At 42.8% G+C, this 17952-nt stretch carries 19 protein-coding genes and 1 other annotated feature; of the genes, 4 read left to right on the forward strand and 15 right to left on the reverse strand.

Features of this window, described 5'->3' with window-relative positions:
* Positions 1-15: 15 nt before the first annotated feature.
* From QR42_RS12015 to QR42_RS12065, 11 genes are all read right to left on the reverse strand, one after another.
* Positions 16-945 (reverse strand): peptidase U32 family protein, encoded by a 930-nt coding sequence (locus QR42_RS12015; protein ID WP_039180246.1) that lies wholly within the window; start codon positions 943-945, stop codon positions 16-18.
* Complete coding sequence (locus QR42_RS12020; protein ID WP_039180249.1) at positions 942-1607, reverse strand: O-methyltransferase; 666 nt, start codon at positions 1605-1607, stop codon at positions 942-944. The genes QR42_RS12015 and QR42_RS12020 overlap by 4 nt, the downstream gene beginning before the upstream one ends.
* Before the next feature lie 211 nt (positions 1608-1818).
* Positions 1819-2901, reverse strand: coding sequence for an endolytic transglycosylase MltG (gene mltG / locus QR42_RS12025; RefSeq protein WP_039180252.1), 1083 nt, complete (start codon positions 2899-2901; stop codon positions 1819-1821).
* A 73-nt stretch (positions 2902-2974) separates the two neighbouring features.
* Positions 2975-4063: an acetyl-CoA C-acyltransferase gene (locus QR42_RS12030; protein WP_039180255.1), complete on the reverse strand. Its 1089-nt coding sequence runs from the start codon at positions 4061-4063 to the stop codon at positions 2975-2977.
* Positions 4051-5514, reverse strand: a complete 1464-nt coding sequence (locus tag QR42_RS12035) for an acyl-CoA synthetase (RefSeq protein ID WP_039183236.1) — start codon at positions 5512-5514, stop codon at positions 4051-4053. The genes QR42_RS12030 and QR42_RS12035 overlap by 13 nt, the downstream gene beginning before the upstream one ends.
* Positions 5514-6080, reverse strand: coding sequence for a biotin transporter BioY (locus tag QR42_RS12040; protein WP_039180258.1), 567 nt, complete (start codon positions 6078-6080; stop codon positions 5514-5516). Before QR42_RS12040 ends, QR42_RS12035 begins: the two co-directional genes overlap by 1 nt.
* Before the next feature lie 154 nt (positions 6081-6234).
* A complete protein-coding gene (locus tag QR42_RS12045) occupies positions 6235-6516 on the reverse strand; it encodes a DUF1292 domain-containing protein (protein WP_024423112.1) in 282 nt (93 codons plus the stop codon).
* 15 nt (positions 6517-6531) lie between these two features.
* A complete protein-coding gene (ruvX, locus tag QR42_RS12050) occupies positions 6532-6948 on the reverse strand; it encodes a Holliday junction resolvase RuvX (RefSeq protein WP_034279935.1) in 417 nt (138 codons plus the stop codon).
* A gap of 3 nt (positions 6949-6951) precedes the next feature.
* Positions 6952-7218, reverse strand: a complete 267-nt coding sequence (locus QR42_RS12055) for an IreB family regulatory phosphoprotein (RefSeq protein WP_008358522.1) — start codon at positions 7216-7218, stop codon at positions 6952-6954.
* An 89-nt stretch (positions 7219-7307) separates the two neighbouring features.
* On the reverse strand, positions 7308-9944 hold the full coding sequence (gene alaS / locus QR42_RS12060) for an alanine--tRNA ligase (protein ID WP_039180263.1): 2637 nt from the start codon (positions 9942-9944) through the stop codon (positions 7308-7310).
* Between the two features lie 80 nt (positions 9945-10024).
* Positions 10025-10232, reverse strand: a binding site (T-box leader).
* Between the two features lie 44 nt (positions 10233-10276).
* A complete protein-coding gene (locus QR42_RS12065; RefSeq protein ID WP_039180266.1) occupies positions 10277-11341 on the reverse strand; it encodes an AI-2E family transporter in 1065 nt (354 codons plus the stop codon).
* A 230-nt stretch (positions 11342-11571) separates the two neighbouring features.
* Between QR42_RS12065 and QR42_RS12070 the strand changes: the two genes are divergently transcribed.
* The 4 genes from QR42_RS12070 to QR42_RS12085 all read left to right on the forward strand — a co-directional run bounded on the left by QR42_RS12070 (position 11572) and on the right by QR42_RS12085 (position 14520).
* Entirely contained in the window at positions 11572-12300 is a 729-nt protein-coding gene (locus QR42_RS12070; RefSeq protein WP_024423116.1) for an amino acid ABC transporter ATP-binding protein, read from the forward strand.
* Between the two features lie 13 nt (positions 12301-12313).
* The gene (locus QR42_RS12075; protein ID WP_039180269.1) at positions 12314-13123 is read left to right on the forward strand and encodes a transporter substrate-binding domain-containing protein; all 810 of its coding nucleotides are present in this window, start codon (positions 12314-12316) and stop codon (positions 13121-13123) included.
* Between the two features lie 77 nt (positions 13124-13200).
* Positions 13201-13854 carry an amino acid ABC transporter permease gene (locus QR42_RS12080; RefSeq protein WP_039180271.1) on the forward strand — a complete coding sequence of 218 codons (654 nt, stop codon included), beginning with the start codon at positions 13201-13203 and terminating at the stop codon, positions 13852-13854.
* Between the two features lie 15 nt (positions 13855-13869).
* Positions 13870-14520 (forward strand): amino acid ABC transporter permease, encoded by a 651-nt coding sequence (locus tag QR42_RS12085; protein WP_039180274.1) that lies wholly within the window; start codon positions 13870-13872, stop codon positions 14518-14520.
* Positions 14521-14600: 80 nt separating this feature from the next.
* On the opposite strand, the gene QR42_RS19085 is transcribed toward QR42_RS12085, so the two are convergent.
* The 4 genes from QR42_RS19085 to recD2 all read right to left on the reverse strand — a co-directional run bounded on the left by QR42_RS19085 (position 14601) and on the right by recD2 (position 17934).
* Positions 14601-14732, reverse strand: coding sequence for a YrzQ family protein (locus QR42_RS19085; protein ID WP_064497881.1), 132 nt, complete (start codon positions 14730-14732; stop codon positions 14601-14603).
* A gap of 20 nt (positions 14733-14752) precedes the next feature.
* Positions 14753-14944, reverse strand: coding sequence for a hypothetical protein (locus QR42_RS12090; protein ID WP_003216308.1), 192 nt, complete (start codon positions 14942-14944; stop codon positions 14753-14755).
* A gap of 13 nt (positions 14945-14957) precedes the next feature.
* The gene (locus QR42_RS12095) at positions 14958-15476 is read right to left on the reverse strand and encodes a PRC-barrel domain-containing protein (RefSeq protein WP_052196552.1); all 519 of its coding nucleotides are present in this window, start codon (positions 15474-15476) and stop codon (positions 14958-14960) included.
* A 73-nt stretch (positions 15477-15549) separates the two neighbouring features.
* Positions 15550-17934, reverse strand: coding sequence for an SF1B family DNA helicase RecD2 (recD2, locus tag QR42_RS12100; RefSeq protein WP_024423121.1), 2385 nt, complete (start codon positions 17932-17934; stop codon positions 15550-15552).
* Positions 17935-17952: the final 18 nt, after the last annotated feature.

The raw sequence follows: 17952 nt of genomic DNA on the forward strand, positions 1-17952 counted from the left end.
CTGCCTCCTCTTATATTAATAAACCGTTTCTTTAAAGAAGAATCCTGTATCAATCGAACGATTCACTGGCTGAATCTCTTCAATCCGCTTCACCCAGTCCTCTTTCTGATCTTCATACGCGTCTTTGTCAGTCGTCAGTAAATCAATTGCTTTTCTATAAAGTGATGTCACCTCTGTCATATAAGAAAGTGACTTTAAAATTCCGTCAATTTTAAATGAGTCAATGCCTGCGTCAACAAACTCTTCTAATTCGTCAATCATACACACATCATTTGGACTCATAATATGTGTCCCGTTGGCATCCTCGAAAATAGGGTATTTGTTTTGACGCTCTTGGTCATGCAGGAATAGCCCTTCCTCCATATGTCTGCCTACGACATCCATTTGTTTGCCCTGGTATTCAAAGTAGTTGCCGATGAGCGTACGTTTTGATTGAAACATACATGTCATGCCATGGACTTGAATTTCAATCTCTACCTCAGCATTTTCTTTGATGTCGATCACACTGTCCATATTCAGCTCTTTTGCAAGAACAGCACGCGATGCGCCTTTTCTGCCCCAGTAGTTACAAGTGTAATAGTTTGTCCCAGTCGTTTCTGTACTCCAGTGAAGATTCAGGTTCACTCCTGTTTCCTTTGCAGCCATGATCACGGCTGGGTCTCCAAAGACGACACCGTCCACGTTTAATGAATCGAGAAAAGTTAAATAATCTCCAAGCAGCTGGACGCGGTCATTATGAAAAATTGCATTCATCGCCACATACACTTTTTTGTGATGGGCATGTGCAAGCTCAACCGTTTGTTTCACATCTTCTCTTGAAAACTCACCTGCAAGACGAATACCGTATGTTTGTTCGCCTATTAAGAATGCATCAGCTCCTGCCTCAATTAATGGCATGACGTCTGACACGCTGCTTGGCGTCACAAGCAATTCTGGTTTCTTCATGATTGGTCACCTCTTTTTGTACTAATGGCGATCCCGTCTCCAACTGGAATAATGCACGTTTGGAAATCAGGGTTTGACATGAGCCATTGATTGTATCGATCAATTTTTCCAATTAATTGTTTTTTTCGTTTATCTTCAATTTCTTCTTCATAATTCGTTGCCACTAAGCCTTTGAATAATACATTGTCTGTAATAATCATTCCGTCATGAGCAAGCATCGGTTCAAACAATTCAAAAAAACGCTTGTACTGCCCTTTTGCAGCATCAATAAAAATCACATCATAGGGCGCCATCGTTTGGACCGTTTTAGCCGATTCCATCGCATCACCAAAAAACACGTGTATTCTTTCTTTTAACTTTAATTCTTCAATGTTCCGTGTCGCTTCTTCATAGCGCTTTGCATTTCGCTCAATCGTATAAATCTCAGCATCTGGCAGAGCTGTTGCCATTCGAATAGCGGAATAGCCAATCGCTGTCCCAACCTCAAGAATTTTCTTCGGCTTTTTCATCGAAAGAAGCTGCAGTAAAAGCTCGATGCTCACCTTTTCCATAATTGGCACATGATGCTCTTTTGCATATATCTCTAATTGAGCGATTGCATCAGGACTTGGGTGAATTAAATGTTCAATATAATCATTTATTCGATCATCTTCGATAGTCATTATCTGTCTAGCTCCTTCATGACCTGAAAAAGAAGAGTCCTGCCTATTGCAGCTCTCTTTCTCGTCAATCTTTCGTTCATCTAAGTAAAAACAACCCGATATATTTTACCACAAAGAAGTGGTAATTGCGAACCTATAAAATGGATATTCCAACGAAAAAAACTGCAGGCAATCTCGTATTGTCTACAGTCTTTTTCGATTCACTTGTACGTTAATTGCTGCCTGTGATGTATTTCGCTTTTGCTTTATTATGCTCATTTAACGTTTTCGTAAATACGACTTCTCCATTTTTCTTCGCAAGGAAGTAAACGTAATCCGTTTTCTCTGGATGCAGTGCTGCTTTCCAAGAGGATTCACCAGCATTTGCAATAGGTCCAGGCGGCAGCCCTTTGTTGTTATACGTGTTATAAGGAGATTTCACTTTTAGGTCTTTGTAATAAACGCGGGATTTATGCTCACCAAGTGCATAAAGAACGGTTGGGTCAGTTTGAAGCGGCATGTCCTTTTTCAACCGGTTATAGAATACACTTGAGATTTTTGCCCGATCTGTCTTTTCTGTTGCTTCCATTTCAATGAGTGATGCCATCGTTAACACATCATGTATGGACATGTTTCTCTTTTTCATGTCTTTTTCATACGTTTTCACGTATTGATCTGTTTGTTTAATCATCGTTTCAATGATCGTCTCGAGTGATTCATCCTCACGATAAAATGGATACGTAGCAGGGAATAAGTAACCCTCTAACGGATGTTTCACCTGTTTTCCATTCACCTGTGATGTCACGGTTTTCGGATATTTTTTCATTAGTGTTTGAATAAAAGCAGGATCATCCAGCTTTGCTTCAACTTCCTTCGCTGAAAAATTCGTCTGATTTGCAATAATCGCTGCAATATCAGATAGCTGTCTTCCCTCTGGAATCACAAGCTGAAAGGCGTAATCTGTTCCGCCAGATGTCAGCTTTTTGATCAGCGTGTCTGCGTCCATTGTTTGTTTCAAATGAAAATAACCCGCTTTAAAGCCGGACGCATTTTTGTATTTCGCATAATAAGTGAAAATCGTGTCATTCGAAATGAGCCCATTTTCTTTTAAAATGCCCGCAATTTCGCGCACAGATGTCCCATTTGGAATATGAATATTAATCGTTTGTTTACTTTTTTGATCGACCGGTCCGAGTGCTGATTTAACATATAAAAAGCCTGATAATGCTGCAATGATGATGACAGCAAGGACAGATAACAGGACGATCCCCATTTTTCTTTTGAAGAATGGTCGTTTCTTTTGTTCTGAAAACATGCATGGCCCTCCTCACATCTAGCTTTTATAGTACATGATTCGACGGAGTTCGGCAATTCCTTGCTCATGCATGTCATGACAAAACTTGCCACAAAACGGCTAAACCAACACCGCCACCGCTTCCAATAGCAGCCATGACATAGCTTCCATTCGGTAAGGTGTGCGCTTCATAAAATAATCTCACCATCATAGCAGCTCCTGACGCGCTGTATGGATGCCCAAGGCATAGTGCACCGCCTCTTCTATTGATCCGGTCATATGGTATCCCCAGCGTGCGGGCAATAAGTGCTGCTTTCAGCGCAAATGCTTCATTGATTTCAAAAAGCGCCACTTCCTCTGCCTTGATGTTCTCTTGATGTAAAAGTTTCTTGATCGCATCAATCGGTGAAGCAGCTGGAAAATGAGGATGTATCGCTGTCACAGCACTTCCGGCATACCGCAGCATCGCCTTACATCCACTTGCTTCCGCTAACGATCTTTCCATCACAGCGACAGCAGCTGCTCCGTCTGCTTCCTTACAGCTATTGGCGGCAGTCACAGTTCCTTTCCCCGGCAAAAATACAGGTTTTGCCCGCTTGATCAGCTTTGTCATCGGTCTTATTTTAGCAGCTGCTTGATCTATGCTCAGCCCGTCAACCGAAACGATTTCTTCTGCATATGTACCATGTTTGAATGCCGCTAAACTTCTTTCCCAGCTTAAAAGGGCATAGTCATCTTGTTCTTTTCTTGTAACAGAAAATGCCGACGCGGTCAGCTCTGCTGCTTCTCCCATATGCGGATCTCCTATCCACTCCGGTGAAAAGCGGGCTCTTTCTTTCATTGGTGATCTGGAAATGCTCTCAGTCCCGCCAGCGATATACATCGAGCCCTCCCCCGATTGAACCATGATGCAAGCTATTCGGATCGCTTCAAGACCAGAGGCACATTGCCTGTCAATCGTCATACCGGGAACGTGTAAAGGAAGCCCTGCTTCTAATGAGGACAGACGGGCCATATTTCCACCGCCTCCGACGACATTGCCTAATATGACGTCATCCGGTGTCATGTCCTGGGACAAATGCCGAATAAGGGGAGCGGCTAATTGCTCTGGGCGATAATTTTTCAGCATCCCATTTTTGTCACCGAAGGGTGTTCGTTTTGCTTGTACGATCACCGCTTGCATGACAATTGCTCCTCCGCCCACCTTTTCATGCTCACGCGGGCAATTTTCCCGCCGGATGTTTCCATCATTTGATCAATCATAAGCCATTTTTTTGGTACCTTGTAGGCCGCAAGCTTTTCTTTAACAGCTTGTCGAACCACCTTTATTTGCTGCACTTGCTCCAGTATGGCAACAGGGATTTCACCCCAATATGGGTCAGGAACGCCCACCACAATCGACCGCTTCACCTCTGGCTGTTCATTTAGCACACGCTCAATTTCCTCTGGGAAAATATTCAGACCTCCATAGACGATCATGCCATTCTCACGACCGCTCATATACAGATAACCGTCTTTATCCAGCCACCCCATATCGTAAACTGTCAGCCACTCCTGCGGCGGTTTCTCCTCATGTAAGTAACCTGAAAAAGTCATTGGGCTCTTTACATAAATCCTCCCTGTTTCATTTGGCTGACAGACAGATTGATCGGGCCGCCTTACTTCAACTTGAATGGAGGAAAAAGGCCGTCCAACAGAAGAAGGTTTTTGCAGAAAGTCATTTGAAGACAAATAAGAGACAAAACTTAACTCTGATGTGCCATAAAAATCAAAAAAAGTAACATGTGGATAATTGGTGACGAGCTGTTCTTTTGAAGAGATTCTCCAATCTGCTCCCGATGACATGACAAGAAGCGGATTGTCTCCTTTAAAAGCATCGATTTGCAGTAACGTTTCTGTCATTGTTGGGACAGTATACATCACGGTGATATCACCTGTCTCTAAGGCTTGCTTCGCTTTTCTTGGCACAAATTTTTCTAAAAGCGTCACTGTGCCGCCAAAGTATAATGTACTGATAGCACCATATAAAAAGTGAGAGGATAAGAGTGTACCTAATATAAGAGCATGATCTTGATGAGTGATTCCAAATGAAGCAGCTGTCATTCGAAAGCTCTCGATCCATGATTGCTGACGTCTAATAAAGGCTTTTGGTGAGCCTGTTGAACCTGACGTAAATCCCATATAAAAGACTGGGTCCTTCTCGGTATCGCAGGTGTTATAAGGACTGTTGTCTGTGAGAAGGCTGATTCTATCCTTCCATTCAGATAAAGAAAGAATCGGCATGTCCACGCTTCCCTGTTCAAATCTTTTCATCAATCGATCCTCTATAATGGCGAGATCCGCCTCACTTAACAAGAGCTTTTCTACACATTCTTCATGACTCCATCTCGGATCAAGCGGAACGGCTGTCCACCCTGCACAAGCAGCGCCCGCAAATATTTGAAGAAAAGAAGCACCATTTGATAATAAAAAAGCGATTCTTTTTTGCTGATGAGCCGTTCCTTGTAACCACTGTGCCGCTCTCTGCACACGTTCATACCAATCTTCATATGTAATGCTTTCTTGCTCATCTATGATGGCAATCTGATCTCGTTTCATTTCTGCATGTACTGCATAGCTTTCCGTTATTCTGATCAAACTGCTCGCCTCCCTTTAGGCAAATCCCTTTTTCGATAGGACATGGCCTGAATGATTTTGACCGTAAAGACAGCACACATTCCCGCTTTGATGAAATCACCTGGAAGATAAATCAGACTAAGAAAAGCGGCCTGTGAAACCTTAATATGCATCATCATGGCTTGAAAAGGAATACCGCACATATACAAAATCACAATACTGCAAACCGCATAGATCACAAAAAGACGCAGTGCGGTTACTTTTTTCAGCCGGTTCACCCATAAGCTGATCATGAAGGCAGCAACAGGATAAGCAAGAAGAAAACCACCGCTTGGACCAAAAAAGACCCCTATCCCGCCTCTCCCACCTGACAAAAGAGGTGCGCCTGCTGCCACAATCAAAAGAAAAAGACATAAACTGATCAGTGCTTGTTTTGGCTTTAACAGCCCCCCAGCAAGCAAAAGACCTGCGGTTTGCAATGTAATCGGTACAGGTGTAAATGTCAGTAAAATCGGCGGGATCAAGCCTAACATCCCGATGACTGCTGTCATTAACGCTATTTGCATCATATCTTGAATTCTCAATATTCATGCCCCTCACTCAATTTATTGTTAAAAATAGAGTAAAAGGTACAGTTCATTATGTCAACATGAAATAAATCTAAGTTAACATAATGATCGTAAAAAAAGACCTGTAAAGAAAGATCAAGAAGATCTGTTCACAGGCCTTTTATTCGTTCTATTCTTCGTCTTCTTGATCTAAGAACGTGTTTAACGTTTCTTCAATCATGTCCCACTCTTCATCCGTTTCAATCGGCTCTAGCTCGCCATCTTCACCGTCTTCGTTCGGTGTGAAGCTTGATGCATGAATTTCAATTTCCTCATTGTCTTGCTCAGAAATTGGGTAGTAAAGAACATAAGATTTGTTAAAATGGTCGCTTTCAAAAGTAAATAGTACTTCGCAAAGCTGTTCATTTCCATTATCATCAACGATTGTAATTTGCTTTTCTCCGTGTTCCATTTGATTCACCTCATTTTAATTTAAGCTGTCTAAATATCCTTGCAGGATCATGACAGCCGCCATTTTATCAATGACTTTTTTACGCTTTTGTCTGCTCACATCTGCAGAGATGAGCATTTTTTCCGCTGCCATTGTTGACAGACGCTCGTCCCAAAGCACAACAGGAACATTGTACGTGTTTTCTAGCACTTTCGCAAATGATTGGCTGGCTTCGCCTCTAGGGCCGACCGTACCGTTCATATTTTTTGGAAAGCCAAGTACAATTTTATCCGCTCCATATTCTGCAACAATCTCAGACAGGCGGCTGAGACCAAAGTCTCCGCCTGCTTCATCAATTTTAATTGTTTCAATCCCTTGCGCTGTCCATCCCATTTCATCACTGATCGCAACACCAAGGGTTTTCGTGCCTAAATCTAAGCCTAAAATTCTCATGTTTTACGCCTCTTTATGTGTCTCTAAGTACGATTTAACCAATTCCTCAATTAATTCGTCTCGTTCTAGTTTACGAATTAGGTTGCGTGCATCCTGATGTCTTGGAATATAAGCAGGGTCGCCTGACAGCAAGTATCCGACAATTTGATTGATCGGGTTGTATCCTTTTTCTTGGAGTGCGTCATGAACTGTAATGAGCACTTCATTCACATTGGTTTCAGCTGAATCATCAGAGAAGTTAAACTTCATTGTCTTATCAAATGAACTCACTGCTTCTTGCACCTCTCTTCCAACATTCTACTAGCAAGCTTTTTTCTAACCGCTCATCTAATACCATTATTCTACACTACATCGCCTGATTATAAAACGGATTTGACAGATTCTTCGACAGATGCCAGTGCTTCTTCAAGTTTTTCTGGTTGTTTTCCGCCTGCTTGTGCCATATCTGGACGTCCGCCTCCGCCTCCGCCGCAGATTTCAGCTGCCTGCTTCACAAGCTTCCCTGCATGCAGACCTTTTTCGATCACGTCTTTTGTCACTCCTGCTGAAATGTTTACTTTTCCGTTTTGAACGGCTCCCAGGACGATGACAGCTGATCCTAATTTAGCTTTCAAGTCATCAACCATTGTTCTTAAATGGTTCATATCTTTAGCATTTACTTTTTCAGTTAATACTTTCACTCCGCCAATTTCAGTCACTTTCTCTAAAATAGAGCCTGCTTCTGCTTGGCTTAATTTCGCAAGAAGTGATTCGTTTTCTCTTTGAACCTCTTTTAAATCCGCCTGTAATGAAGCGATTCGTTTTGGTACGTCCTTCGTATTTGACTTCAGCTCACTTGCTGCCTGTTCTAAAATCGCCAGCTGGTCATTTAATTCTTCATAGGCACCTTGACCAGTCACAGCTTCAATACGGCGTGTTCCAGCACCAATACCCGACTCAGACGCAATTTTAAACAAACCGATTTCCGCAGTGTTTTGTACGTGACAGCCCCCGCATAGCTCGATGCTGTAATCGCCGACTTGGACTACGCGGACAATATCGCCATACTTTTCGCCAAACAGCGCCATTGCGCCCATTTCTTTTGCTTCAGCAATTGGCTTCAAGTCAATCGCAACCGAAATGCCTTCCCAAATCTTTTCGTTCACGATTTTTTCAATTTGAGACAATTCTTCTTTCGTCACTTGTCCAAAGTGAGAGAAATCAAAACGAAGTCTGTTTTCATTCACCAATGACCCTGCTTGGTTCACGTGACTGCCTAATACATCTTTTAGCGCCTGATGCAGAAGGTGTGTCGCTGTATGGTTTTTCACAATGCCTTTTCGAAGAGCTGATTCCACTTCTGCAGTGACTTCGAGACCTTTTTGAGCCGTACCGCTTACGACGACTCCTTCATGGACATGCTGACCGTTTGGCGCTTTTTTCACATCTTTGATCTCAATGATGGCTTCCGCACTTTTTAGTGTCCCTTTATCCGCTACTTGTCCGCCGCTTTCCGCATAGAATGGAGTTTCATCTAACAAGATTTGCACCGTGTCTCCTTCATGTGCTTCCGAGACAATTTCACCATTTTGAAGCAATTCAATGATATGCGCATCTGCTGTTAGATTTTCATAGCCAACGAAGGTGCTTTCTACTTTAATATCGCCTAGAGCGCCCCCTTGAACCTGCATACTGCCGACATCTTGTCTCGCATTTCTTGCTCGTTCACGCTGCTTCTCCATTTCCGCTTGGAAGCCTTCTCGATCAACTGTCATGTTCTCATCTTCTGCGTATTCTTCTGTCAGCTCGACAGGGAATCCATACGTATCATACAGCTTAAATACATCTTCACCTGAAATTTGTGAGCTGCCTTTGTCTCTTTCTTTCTTGATCACTTCTGACAAAATGGCTAACCCTTCGTTCAGTGTTTCGTGGAAACGTTCTTCTTCGTTTTTGATGACTTTCGCAATAAATTCTTCTTTTGCTTGTACATCTGGGTAGAAATCCTTCATGATTTCAGCAACAACTGGCACTAAATCATACATAAACGGACGGTGGATATGGATCGTTTTTGCATAACGCACAGCGCGGCGCAGCAAACGTCTTAATACATATCCGCGGCCTTCATTGGAAGGAAGCGCTCCGTCACTTACAGCAAAGGCAACTGTCCGGATGTGGTCAGCAATCACTTTGAATGCTGTATCCTTTTCCTTTGTTTCGCCATAGCTTTCTCCAGAGATCGTTTCGACTGCGCGAATAATTGGCATGAATAGGTCTGTATCGAAGTTCGTCGGCACATTTTGAATGACAGATACCATTCGTTCAAGACCCATCCCTGTATCAATGTTTTTCTTCGGCAGTGGTGTGTATGACCCATCTGGATTATGGTTGAATTCAGAGAACACAAGGTTCCATACTTCTAAATAACGCTCGTTTTCCCCGCCTGGATATAATTCTGGATCGTTCATGTCGTGACCGTATGATTCACCGCGGTCATAGAAAATTTCTGTATTCGGTCCGCTTGGGCCCTCGCCAATATCCCAGAAGTTGCCTTCCAGACGGATAATACGTTCTTCAGGCACACCAATTTTATCTCTCCAAAGGATATACGCTTCTTCATCCTCTGGGTGGACTGTCACAGATAACAAATTCGGATCAAAGCCAATCCACTCGTCACTTGTGAGGAATTCCCACGCCCATTCAATGGCCTCTTCTTTAAAATAGTTACCAATAGAGAAGTTGCCAAGCATTTCAAAGAACGTGTGATGGCGTGCTGTCTTCCCTACATTTTCAATATCATTTGTACGAATCGATTTTTGCGCGTTGCAAATACGCGGATTTTCAGGTACGACGCGGCCATCAAAGTATTTTTTTAATGTTGCCACACCACTGTTGATCCATAAAAGTGTCGGATCGTCATGCGGTACAAGAGACGCACTCGGTTCTACAGCATGTCCTTTTTCTTTAAAGAAGTCTAAAAACATTTGACGTACTTGAGCTGAAGTTAAAGTTTTCATTCAAAAATCCTCCCTTATCATTCATCAATCTCCACACAAACGAAAAAACATCCCGCCCTATGCAAGCACAAAACGACTTACACAGGGACGAGATGTTCTCGCGGTACCACCCTGATTATAGACAAATTCGTCTATCACCTTCACATCCGATAACGCCGGAAGAGAGCGGCAGTGTTTATCTGCACTCGGGACTAGCTTCCGCTAAAGGTCTGATAAGGCTTTTCTCAGCAAATAAAGCCTCTCTCTGCAACAGCTTTTTAACGTACTCGGGTCCGTCATTGAATTTCAATATGTATGAATCGAAATTATTATAGACAACTCGGCTCGTCTTGTCAATGAACGCTTCGTCTCATCAGGATATATTGCACAATGATCACCCTGATAATTGCAGCTGCTGGTACGGCTAAAATCATCCCAATTAAGCCAAACAGCTCTCCTCCTGCAAGCAAGACAAGCATAATGACGACAGGATGCATATGAAGACTTCGCCCTACAATAATTGGGCTGAGAACATTGCTCTCTAGAAATTGCAGCACCGCTACTGTGATCAGTACAATGATGACCGATTTCACCGAGATGGTAAACGCAATAAAGATGGCAGGAACTGCGCCAATAATCGGCCCAAAATAAGGAATCACATTCGTTGCCCCTATCAGCATCCCAAGAACAAGCGGATACGGGATATGAAAAAGCCAGAGCACAATGGCTGCTGCACCCCCGATTAAAGAACAAACAAGCAGCTGCCCTCGAATATAATCACCAAGTGATTCATCCACTGCTTTGACAAAAGCTTTTCCCCTCTTTCTAAATGATGGCGGCGTTAAATACCATGCCGCCCGCTTCATCGTGTTCATATCCTTCACCATATAAAAAACAAGAAAAGGAATGAGTGCAGCGACTAATGCATAATCAAATAAAACCTTACAGCTAAGAATCATCCGCTCAGCACTATTGGCTGCATATGTCTCCGATTGAACAATGAAGCGGTCCAAGCGGTCGTGAAGTCTGTCAGGCCAGTGGCTCGTATGACGATGAATATGTGATAAAGCGCCATTATAAGTTTCGGCGAGGACAGGAATTTGTTCTGACAGCTCATTTAACTGTGCGATCATCACTGGCGCTCCTTTATAAACCGCAAACCCAATCCCGCCAAAAAACAGGACATAGATGAGTAAGAGACTGACTGTTCTCGGCAGCCCTCGTGCATGCAATCTTTCCACAATCGGATAAAGCAGATAAGAAATAAAAATGGCGATGAGAAGCGGAATGAGAACCGCCTTCAGCAATAAAAAAACAGGCATCCATAACTCGTCGAGCTGCAGTAAAATGAGCAAGGATGCAAGGACAAGCAGGATCCCTGCAGCATATATCAGAAATTGGATCGGACGTTTCTTCACCTTTTTCACCTCTTTTCTTATTGTTTAACCATCTTCTGCAATTATCCACGTAAATAAAATTTGTCCTAACTTTGTTAAAAATGAATACACATGAAACATACAGCTCCATCCAAAGTCACTATTTGCTGTAAAATCTCGTCAGAAAATATTCCATCATTTACTTCTTATTACACAAGTTGTGCTAGAATCCACTTTAGCTTTAGCCAATGAAACACAAGAGGAGGTTCTTCATGATCACATTCGAAGAAGTCAACAAGCATTATGGCCAGTTCCATGTACTTAAGGACATTAACCTACATATTCAAAAAGGGGAGGTTGTTGTGATCATCGGTCCTTCAGGATCTGGTAAAAGCACGATGCTCAGGTGTATCAATCGTCTTGAAAGCATTGATGCGGGAAAAGTTCTCGTCAACCAAGTGTCTGTTCAGCATCCGAAGACCAACATCAATCTTGTCAGGCAAAATATCGGAATGGTCTTTCAGCATTTTCACCTCTATCCGCATAAGACGGTGCTTGAAAACATTATGCTTGCGCCGATGAAGGTCAAAAAAGTGAGCAAGGAAGAAGCAAAGGAAACAGCTGAATTTTATTTAAATAAAGTCGGCATTCCTGAAAAAGCAGACACCTACCCTTCACGACTCTCAGGCGGACAGCAGCAGCGCGTTGCCATTGCAAGAGGGCTTGCGATGAAACCAGAGGTGATGCTTTTTGACGAACCGACATCTGCACTTGATCCAGAGATGATCGGCGAGGTATTAGATGTGATGAAGCAGCTGGCCCGTGAAGGCATGACCATGGTTGTTGTCACACATGAGATGGGCTTTGCCCGTGAAGTGGCCGACCGCATTGTCTTTATTGATGAGGGCAGAATTCTTGAAGAATCAACACCGGCTGCATTTTATGAAAAACCGCAAGAGAAACGTGCTCAATTATTTTTAAGCCGTATTTTAAATCACTAGGGGGAATGGTTTAATGAAAAAAATGAAACGCTTTGGCCTGCTGCTCTTTATGACTTGCTGCATCGCCGCTTTGGCTGCTTGCGGATCTACAGAAAAAGGCTCAACTGATGCAAAACAAGGAAGCTCATTAGAAACCATTAAGAAAGACAAAAAAATCATTTTCGGTGTAAAAAATGACACACGGCTATTCGGTCTAAAAAATCCGAGCAGCGGTGATATTGAAGGATTTGATATTGATATTGCAAAAGCCATCACAAAGGAAATACTCGGCGATGAAGGAAAAGCAGAATTTAAGGAAGTGACATCTAAAACAAGAATTCCCTTGCTTCAAAAAGGAGATATCCATGCGATTGTAGCCACCATGACAATTACAGAAGAGCGTAAAAAAGAAGTCAATTTCTCAGATGTTTACTTTGAAGCAGGACAATCACTGCTTGTAAAAAAAGGAAGCGACATTCAATCCATTGATGATCTTAAAAAAGGAACGAAGGTGCTGGCCGTGAAAGGATCTACTTCTTCTCAAAATATCCGTGAGAAAGCACCTGAAGTATCCGTATTAGAATTTGAGAACTATCAAGAGGCTTTTACAGCATTAAAATCAAATCAAGGGCAAGTGCTGACAACTGATAATGCAATCTTATTTGGTATGGCAGATGAGGATTCAAATTATGAAGTGGTCGGCGGCACCTTTACAGATGAGCCTTATGGCATTGCTGTGAAAAAAGGGGATCAAGAATTAACTGATGCGATCAATAAAGCCTTAAAAACGTTAAAAGACAATGGTGAATATGAAAAAATTCTTAAAAAATGGATCAAAGAATAATATTTGATTGGTTAACATCAATGCCTCAGGTGAGCCGCTCAATGGCTCCCCTGTTGATCAGGAAGGAAGTGAACTGATTGCTGCGGTTTTCCATTCTCACTGAAAATTTTCATCTTTATTTAGAAGGCTTTAAATATACCATTGGTGCAAGTGTCATTGCTCTGATTGGAAGCTTTTTGATCGGTACACTCATTGCCATTATGAGAATTGCGCCATTTAGGCCGCTCAACTGGTTCGGAACGGCTTATGTGGAATTTATTCGGAATATTCCGTTATTATTGATCACCTTTGTTTTCTTCTTTGGTTTACCCGTGCTAGGTATTGTAGCAGATGGCTTTACTGCTGGAACGATCGCCCTTGCCATTTATACGTCTGCCTTTATTGCTGAAGCCATTCGTGCAGGGATACAAGCTGTACCGCTTGGACAAATGGAAGCAGCCCGCGCTTCAGGTCTGTCATATGGCGGGACGATGCGGTATATCATTTTGCCTCAGGCGATTAAAATCGTCATTCCCCCTCTTGGGAATCAATTTATTAACCTTGTCAAAAACTCCTCGATTTTAGGTGTCATTGCAGGGTTTGATCTCATGTATCAAGGTGACCTTATTGCATCTAGAACATTTGTGACGTTTGATGTCTACATCTTTGTTGCCATGTTCTATCTGCTATTAACCATTCCGCTTAGTCTAGGCGTTGGTTATTTAGAAAGAAGATTAGCAAGAAGCCACTAGAGAGGAGGAAATATCTTGGATTTTATAGGTGCCTACCAGCCTGATCATCTCGCCTTTTTACTTGAAGGATTTGCTGTCACCTTAAAAGTGGCTTTTATCTCCATAATTTTGAGCTTTATCATTGGATTAGTCGTCGGCACATTGCGGTTCGCTCAAATTCCGGTTTTATCAAAAGTGCTTGCGGTTATTGTAGAAACCATACGGAACCTACCACTTTTACTGATCATCTTTTTCACGTATTTTGCATTACCTGAAATCGGCATCAAGCTAAGCATCACAGCCTCTGCCATTGCGGCTTTAACCGTGTTTGAATCCGCGATGCTGTCAGAAATTATTCGAAGCGGCCTTAAATCAATTGATAAGGGTCAAATCGAAGCAGCCAGGTCTTCTGGTTTAACCTATATTCAAACATTAAAAATGATTATTATGCCGCAGGCCCTGCGCAGAATGGTGCCGCCAATTGTCAGTCAATTCATATCTCTTTTAAAAGATACGTCGCTTGCCGTTGTCATTGCGCTTCCAGAATTATTACATCACGCTCAAATATTAAACGGTCAAAGCCAATCCTATTTACTGCCGATTTTCCTATTGGCAGCTATGATGTATTTTGTCGTCAATTTCAGCTTATCCATTCTTGCAAGACGATTAGAATACAGGCAAGCGTAACAGCTCAAGTTATTGACAACTCTGGGCCCCGGTCTGAAAAAAACAAAGGGCTAAAATGAAGATCATTTTAGCCCTTTTGTTTACATCATTCTCATAACACGTTTTTTTAGCTTTTTCATATCCCGCTTTGATGGCATATCATATCGGCTTGCAAAGTGATATGCAAGTGCACCTGCACCAAGCGTTAATAGTGAAGAAGTCATTTTGCCCATTCGAAATTCCCCCTTAACACTTATAGTTGAATTGAACGTTCATCGTCACTAAACAGATCATCTAAGCTGCTTAGTGTCCCGTCTTCCTCCACTTGGTGTGTCGATATTTTGCCTTTTGACAGCGTCAATTCAATAAAACAGCCCCAGCAATAATATTGATTGACCCCAATTTTTCCGATGTCTTTACATTTGCAATTTGGGCAAATGAGCATAATCAGCACCTCTTTACGTTCGGTTTAGAACCAGTGCTTCTTTTTGAACGTTCATCAAGGTTCCGGCAGCCTGCAGCTGTTTCCGAATCCCTGATAGCTCTGTAAAGAAGCCGTCCGAGAGTTCATATGCTACGATTGTGCCCGAATTTGTACAAAAGTATACATCTTCCAAAATGCCTAAATTTTCACCATCAGGCGACTGCATCATTTTCTTTTTTAATTTCGAAAATAACAAGAATGGAGCAGAGGAATCCATGCCTACTCCCTCCTGGCAGCTCACATATAAACCTTTGTCTGTCAGCTGATCAAATCCAGAGAATGGAATGAGTGCACAGTCTTTCTTTTTCCCCTCTAACACATACCCTCCGCAGCTGCCTCCGGCTAAAAAGCAAATATCTTTTATGGAACCAAGCGATTGGGACAGCTCATCTGAATAGATCGTCATTCCTTCAAGTTCTCGGCATGTTCTCAAAATGTGCTCAACCACCTTTTGCGGAACAGTCTTATCGTGTGCGTTTGCTTCATGACTCATACGAAGAAATGGCTTCCATGAACGGAATGGAAGAAGTTCTTTCCACGCTAAAAGGCTTCCGTATGGAAGCCTTCTACTCATGCATAAAATCAAACGGAGTGATTCCCTCCATGCCAATATTTGCGTCATGTACGCTAAACGGAAGCTCTTTTTGGAGCGCTTCAAGTTCTGCATCCATGATTTGTTCGGTTTGCACAAGCCGCATCGTTAAGGACGTTTGTCTGAGGGAATCCTCATTGTTTTTCACGCCCCACTCCAGCGCTGATTCCTCGCCGCACAGTATTAAAAACTTTTTACTTCGTGTAATCGCTGTGTACAGCAGATTACGCCGAAGCATTCGGTAATAGCTCCTCACAACTGGCAGCACAACAATCGGAAATTCACTGCCTTGTGATTTGTGGATGGAGCAGCAATAGGCATGTGTAAATTGATGAAAATCCTTTTTCGTAAAGGTGATTTCATTTCCATCAAAGGAGATCACGGCCATGTCTTCTTTTTCTGTATTTTCTTTTGCATAAAAAATCGAGACAATTTCGCCGATATCGCCGTTAAAGATATTGTTCTCTGGCTGATTCACAAGCTGAAGCACTTTATCACCTGTTCGGTACACCACATCACCAAACGGGATTTCTCTGCCTTTTGGTTTTTTAGGATTCAAAATGTGCTGCAGCATTTTGTTGAGCTCATTGATGCCTGCTTTTCCTTTATACATTGGTGCGAGTACTTGAATGTCCTTTGCCGAAAACCCTTTTTGAGCAGCATTGCTGACAACTTTCTCAATGACTTCTTTCATTTGATCAGCTGAACATTGAATGAAGGACCGATCCTTTGAGCGTGCAGTAATATCCTTTGGCAGCACACCATTTTTCATATCATGGGCAAGTTCAACAATTGTTGAGCCGTCTGCCTGCCGGTAAATATCTGTCAGGGTAACAGCCGGCACAGCTTTTGAGGCAAGCAAATCCCGTAAAACTTGACCTGGTCCAACTGATGGCAGCTGATGTTCATCCCCTACCATAATCACCTGGATATGATCAGGAATGGCTTTAAACAAATGATTCGCCAGCCAAATATCCAGCATACTTGATTCATCAATGATGACAAGCTTTCCTTCAATCGGCTGTTCCTCATCATGCGAGAAGCCCTCCGACCCGTTCCAGCCTAGCAGCCGGTGAATGGTGACAGCTGGAAGCCCTGTTGATTCTGTCATCCGTTTAGCCGCCCGTCCAGTTGGTGCCGCAAGTACAAATGGGAAGGATTCATCCTTTTTATAATCACTCGGATCAAGAGATACACCGTGAAGATCACTGTAAAGCTCGACAATTCCTTTAATGACCGTCGTCTTCCCTGTACCAGGCCCACCTGTTAAAAGCAGCATTGGGGACATGAGTGCCTTTTGAATCGCTTCCTTTTGTGTCGGTGCATACTGGACGCCTAACCGCTCCTCCAACTCACCAAGTGCAAGCAGGAATTCTGATTCAGGAAATTGATCCGCGTATTCTGTTTGGGAGACGATTTTTTGAATGCGTTTGGCAACACTTTGCTCCGCGTAAAATAAGGATGGATGATAGCAGCGGTCATCTTCAATGATCATTTCTTTTCCTTCGCCAAGTGCAATGATCTGATTGGCAACATCCATTTCAGTCACTTTGTAATCATTGCCTGTTTGGTTGAGCAGCTTGCGGGTTTCGACGATCAAATCTTTCGTTTGTATGTACGTATGACCGTCCTGTAGACTGGCTGTCTCCACTGTATATAGCAAGGCTGCGCGAATCCGCTCTGGATCATTACCTGAGATGCCTGTTCTAGCGCCGAGCTCATCCGCCTTAATAAATCCGATCCCCTCAACATCCTTAACAAGCTGATACGGATTTTCCTCGATCTTTTGCAGCGTTTCACTCTCGTACACTTGGTAAATCTTCATGCTGAGCTGCGGACCAAAGCCATATTGATTCAGGCTGATCATGATTTGTTCCAGTCCTTGATGCTCCTGAAGCGCTGCGGCCAGCTTATCCGCCTTCTTTTTGGATAAGCGCGGTACATCGTACAAAACAGCTGGGTCACGCATAATTTTATGAAGCGTCTGATTGCCAAGCTGTCCCACGATTTCTTCCGCCGTCTTTTTTCCTATCCCCTCAAATAAATCACTTGAGAGATAATGTATAATGCCTTGCTTCGTTGTCGGTACTTCCTTTTGAAAATGAGTGGCCTGAAACTGTTCACCAAATTTCGGATGGCTTGTGACTTTGCCATAAAAGGTGTAGGTTTCCTCCTCATGAAGTGCGGGGAAGTAGCCTGTGACAGATGCTGTTTTTTCCTCTAAGTTTTCCGATGTTTCAATGACTTTCACCTTTAACACCGAGTATAAATTACTTTCATTATGGAAAATAACGGCTTGAATGGTCCCCTTTAAAAACGGTTCGTCCTCAAGCTTCATTTGATCTGGATGTTCCTGCACAGGTCTTCCCTCCTTCCA

Source organism: Bacillus sp. WP8, from assembly GCF_000800825.1.
Taxonomy (GTDB): Bacteria; Bacillota; Bacilli; order Bacillales; family Bacillaceae; genus Bacillus; species Bacillus safensis.

What these genes read in the sequence shown, in the direction of transcription:
- QR42_RS12090 (WP_003216308.1), bottom strand. Translation starts at nt 14,944, where the DNA reads ATGCTCATTTGCCCAAATTGCAAATGTAAAGACATCGGAAAAATTGGG.
- QR42_RS12075 (WP_039180269.1), top strand. Translation starts at nt 12,314, where the DNA reads ATGAAAAAAATGAAACGCTTTGGCCTGCTGCTCTTTATGACTTGCTGC.
- QR42_RS12070 (WP_024423116.1), top strand. Translation starts at nt 11,572, where the DNA reads ATGATCACATTCGAAGAAGTCAACAAGCATTATGGCCAGTTCCATGTA.
- alaS (WP_039180263.1), bottom strand. Translation starts at nt 9,944, where the DNA reads ATGAAAACTTTAACTTCAGCTCAAGTACGTCAAATGTTTTTAGACTTC.
- QR42_RS12030 (WP_039180255.1), bottom strand. Translation starts at nt 4,063, where the DNA reads ATGCAAGCGGTGATCGTACAAGCAAAACGAACACCCTTCGGTGACAAA.
- ruvX (WP_034279935.1), bottom strand. Translation starts at nt 6,948, where the DNA reads ATGAGAATTTTAGGCTTAGATTTAGGCACGAAAACCCTTGGTGTTGCG.
- QR42_RS12045 (WP_024423112.1), bottom strand. Translation starts at nt 6,516, where the DNA reads ATGGAACACGGAGAAAAGCAAATTACAATCGTTGATGATAATGGAAAT.
- QR42_RS12020 (WP_039180249.1), bottom strand. Translation starts at nt 1,607, where the DNA reads ATGACTATCGAAGATGATCGAATAAATGATTATATTGAACATTTAATT.
- QR42_RS12015 (WP_039180246.1), bottom strand. Translation starts at nt 945, where the DNA reads ATGAAGAAACCAGAATTGCTTGTGACGCCAAGCAGCGTGTCAGACGTC.
- QR42_RS19085 (WP_064497881.1), bottom strand. Translation starts at nt 14,732, where the DNA reads ATGGGCAAAATGACTTCTTCACTATTAACGCTTGGTGCAGGTGCACTT.
- QR42_RS12095 (WP_052196552.1), bottom strand. Translation starts at nt 15,476, where the DNA reads ATGAGTCATGAAGCAAACGCACACGATAAGACTGTTCCGCAAAAGGTG.
- mltG (WP_039180252.1), bottom strand. Translation starts at nt 2,901, where the DNA reads ATGTTTTCAGAACAAAAGAAACGACCATTCTTCAAAAGAAAAATGGGG.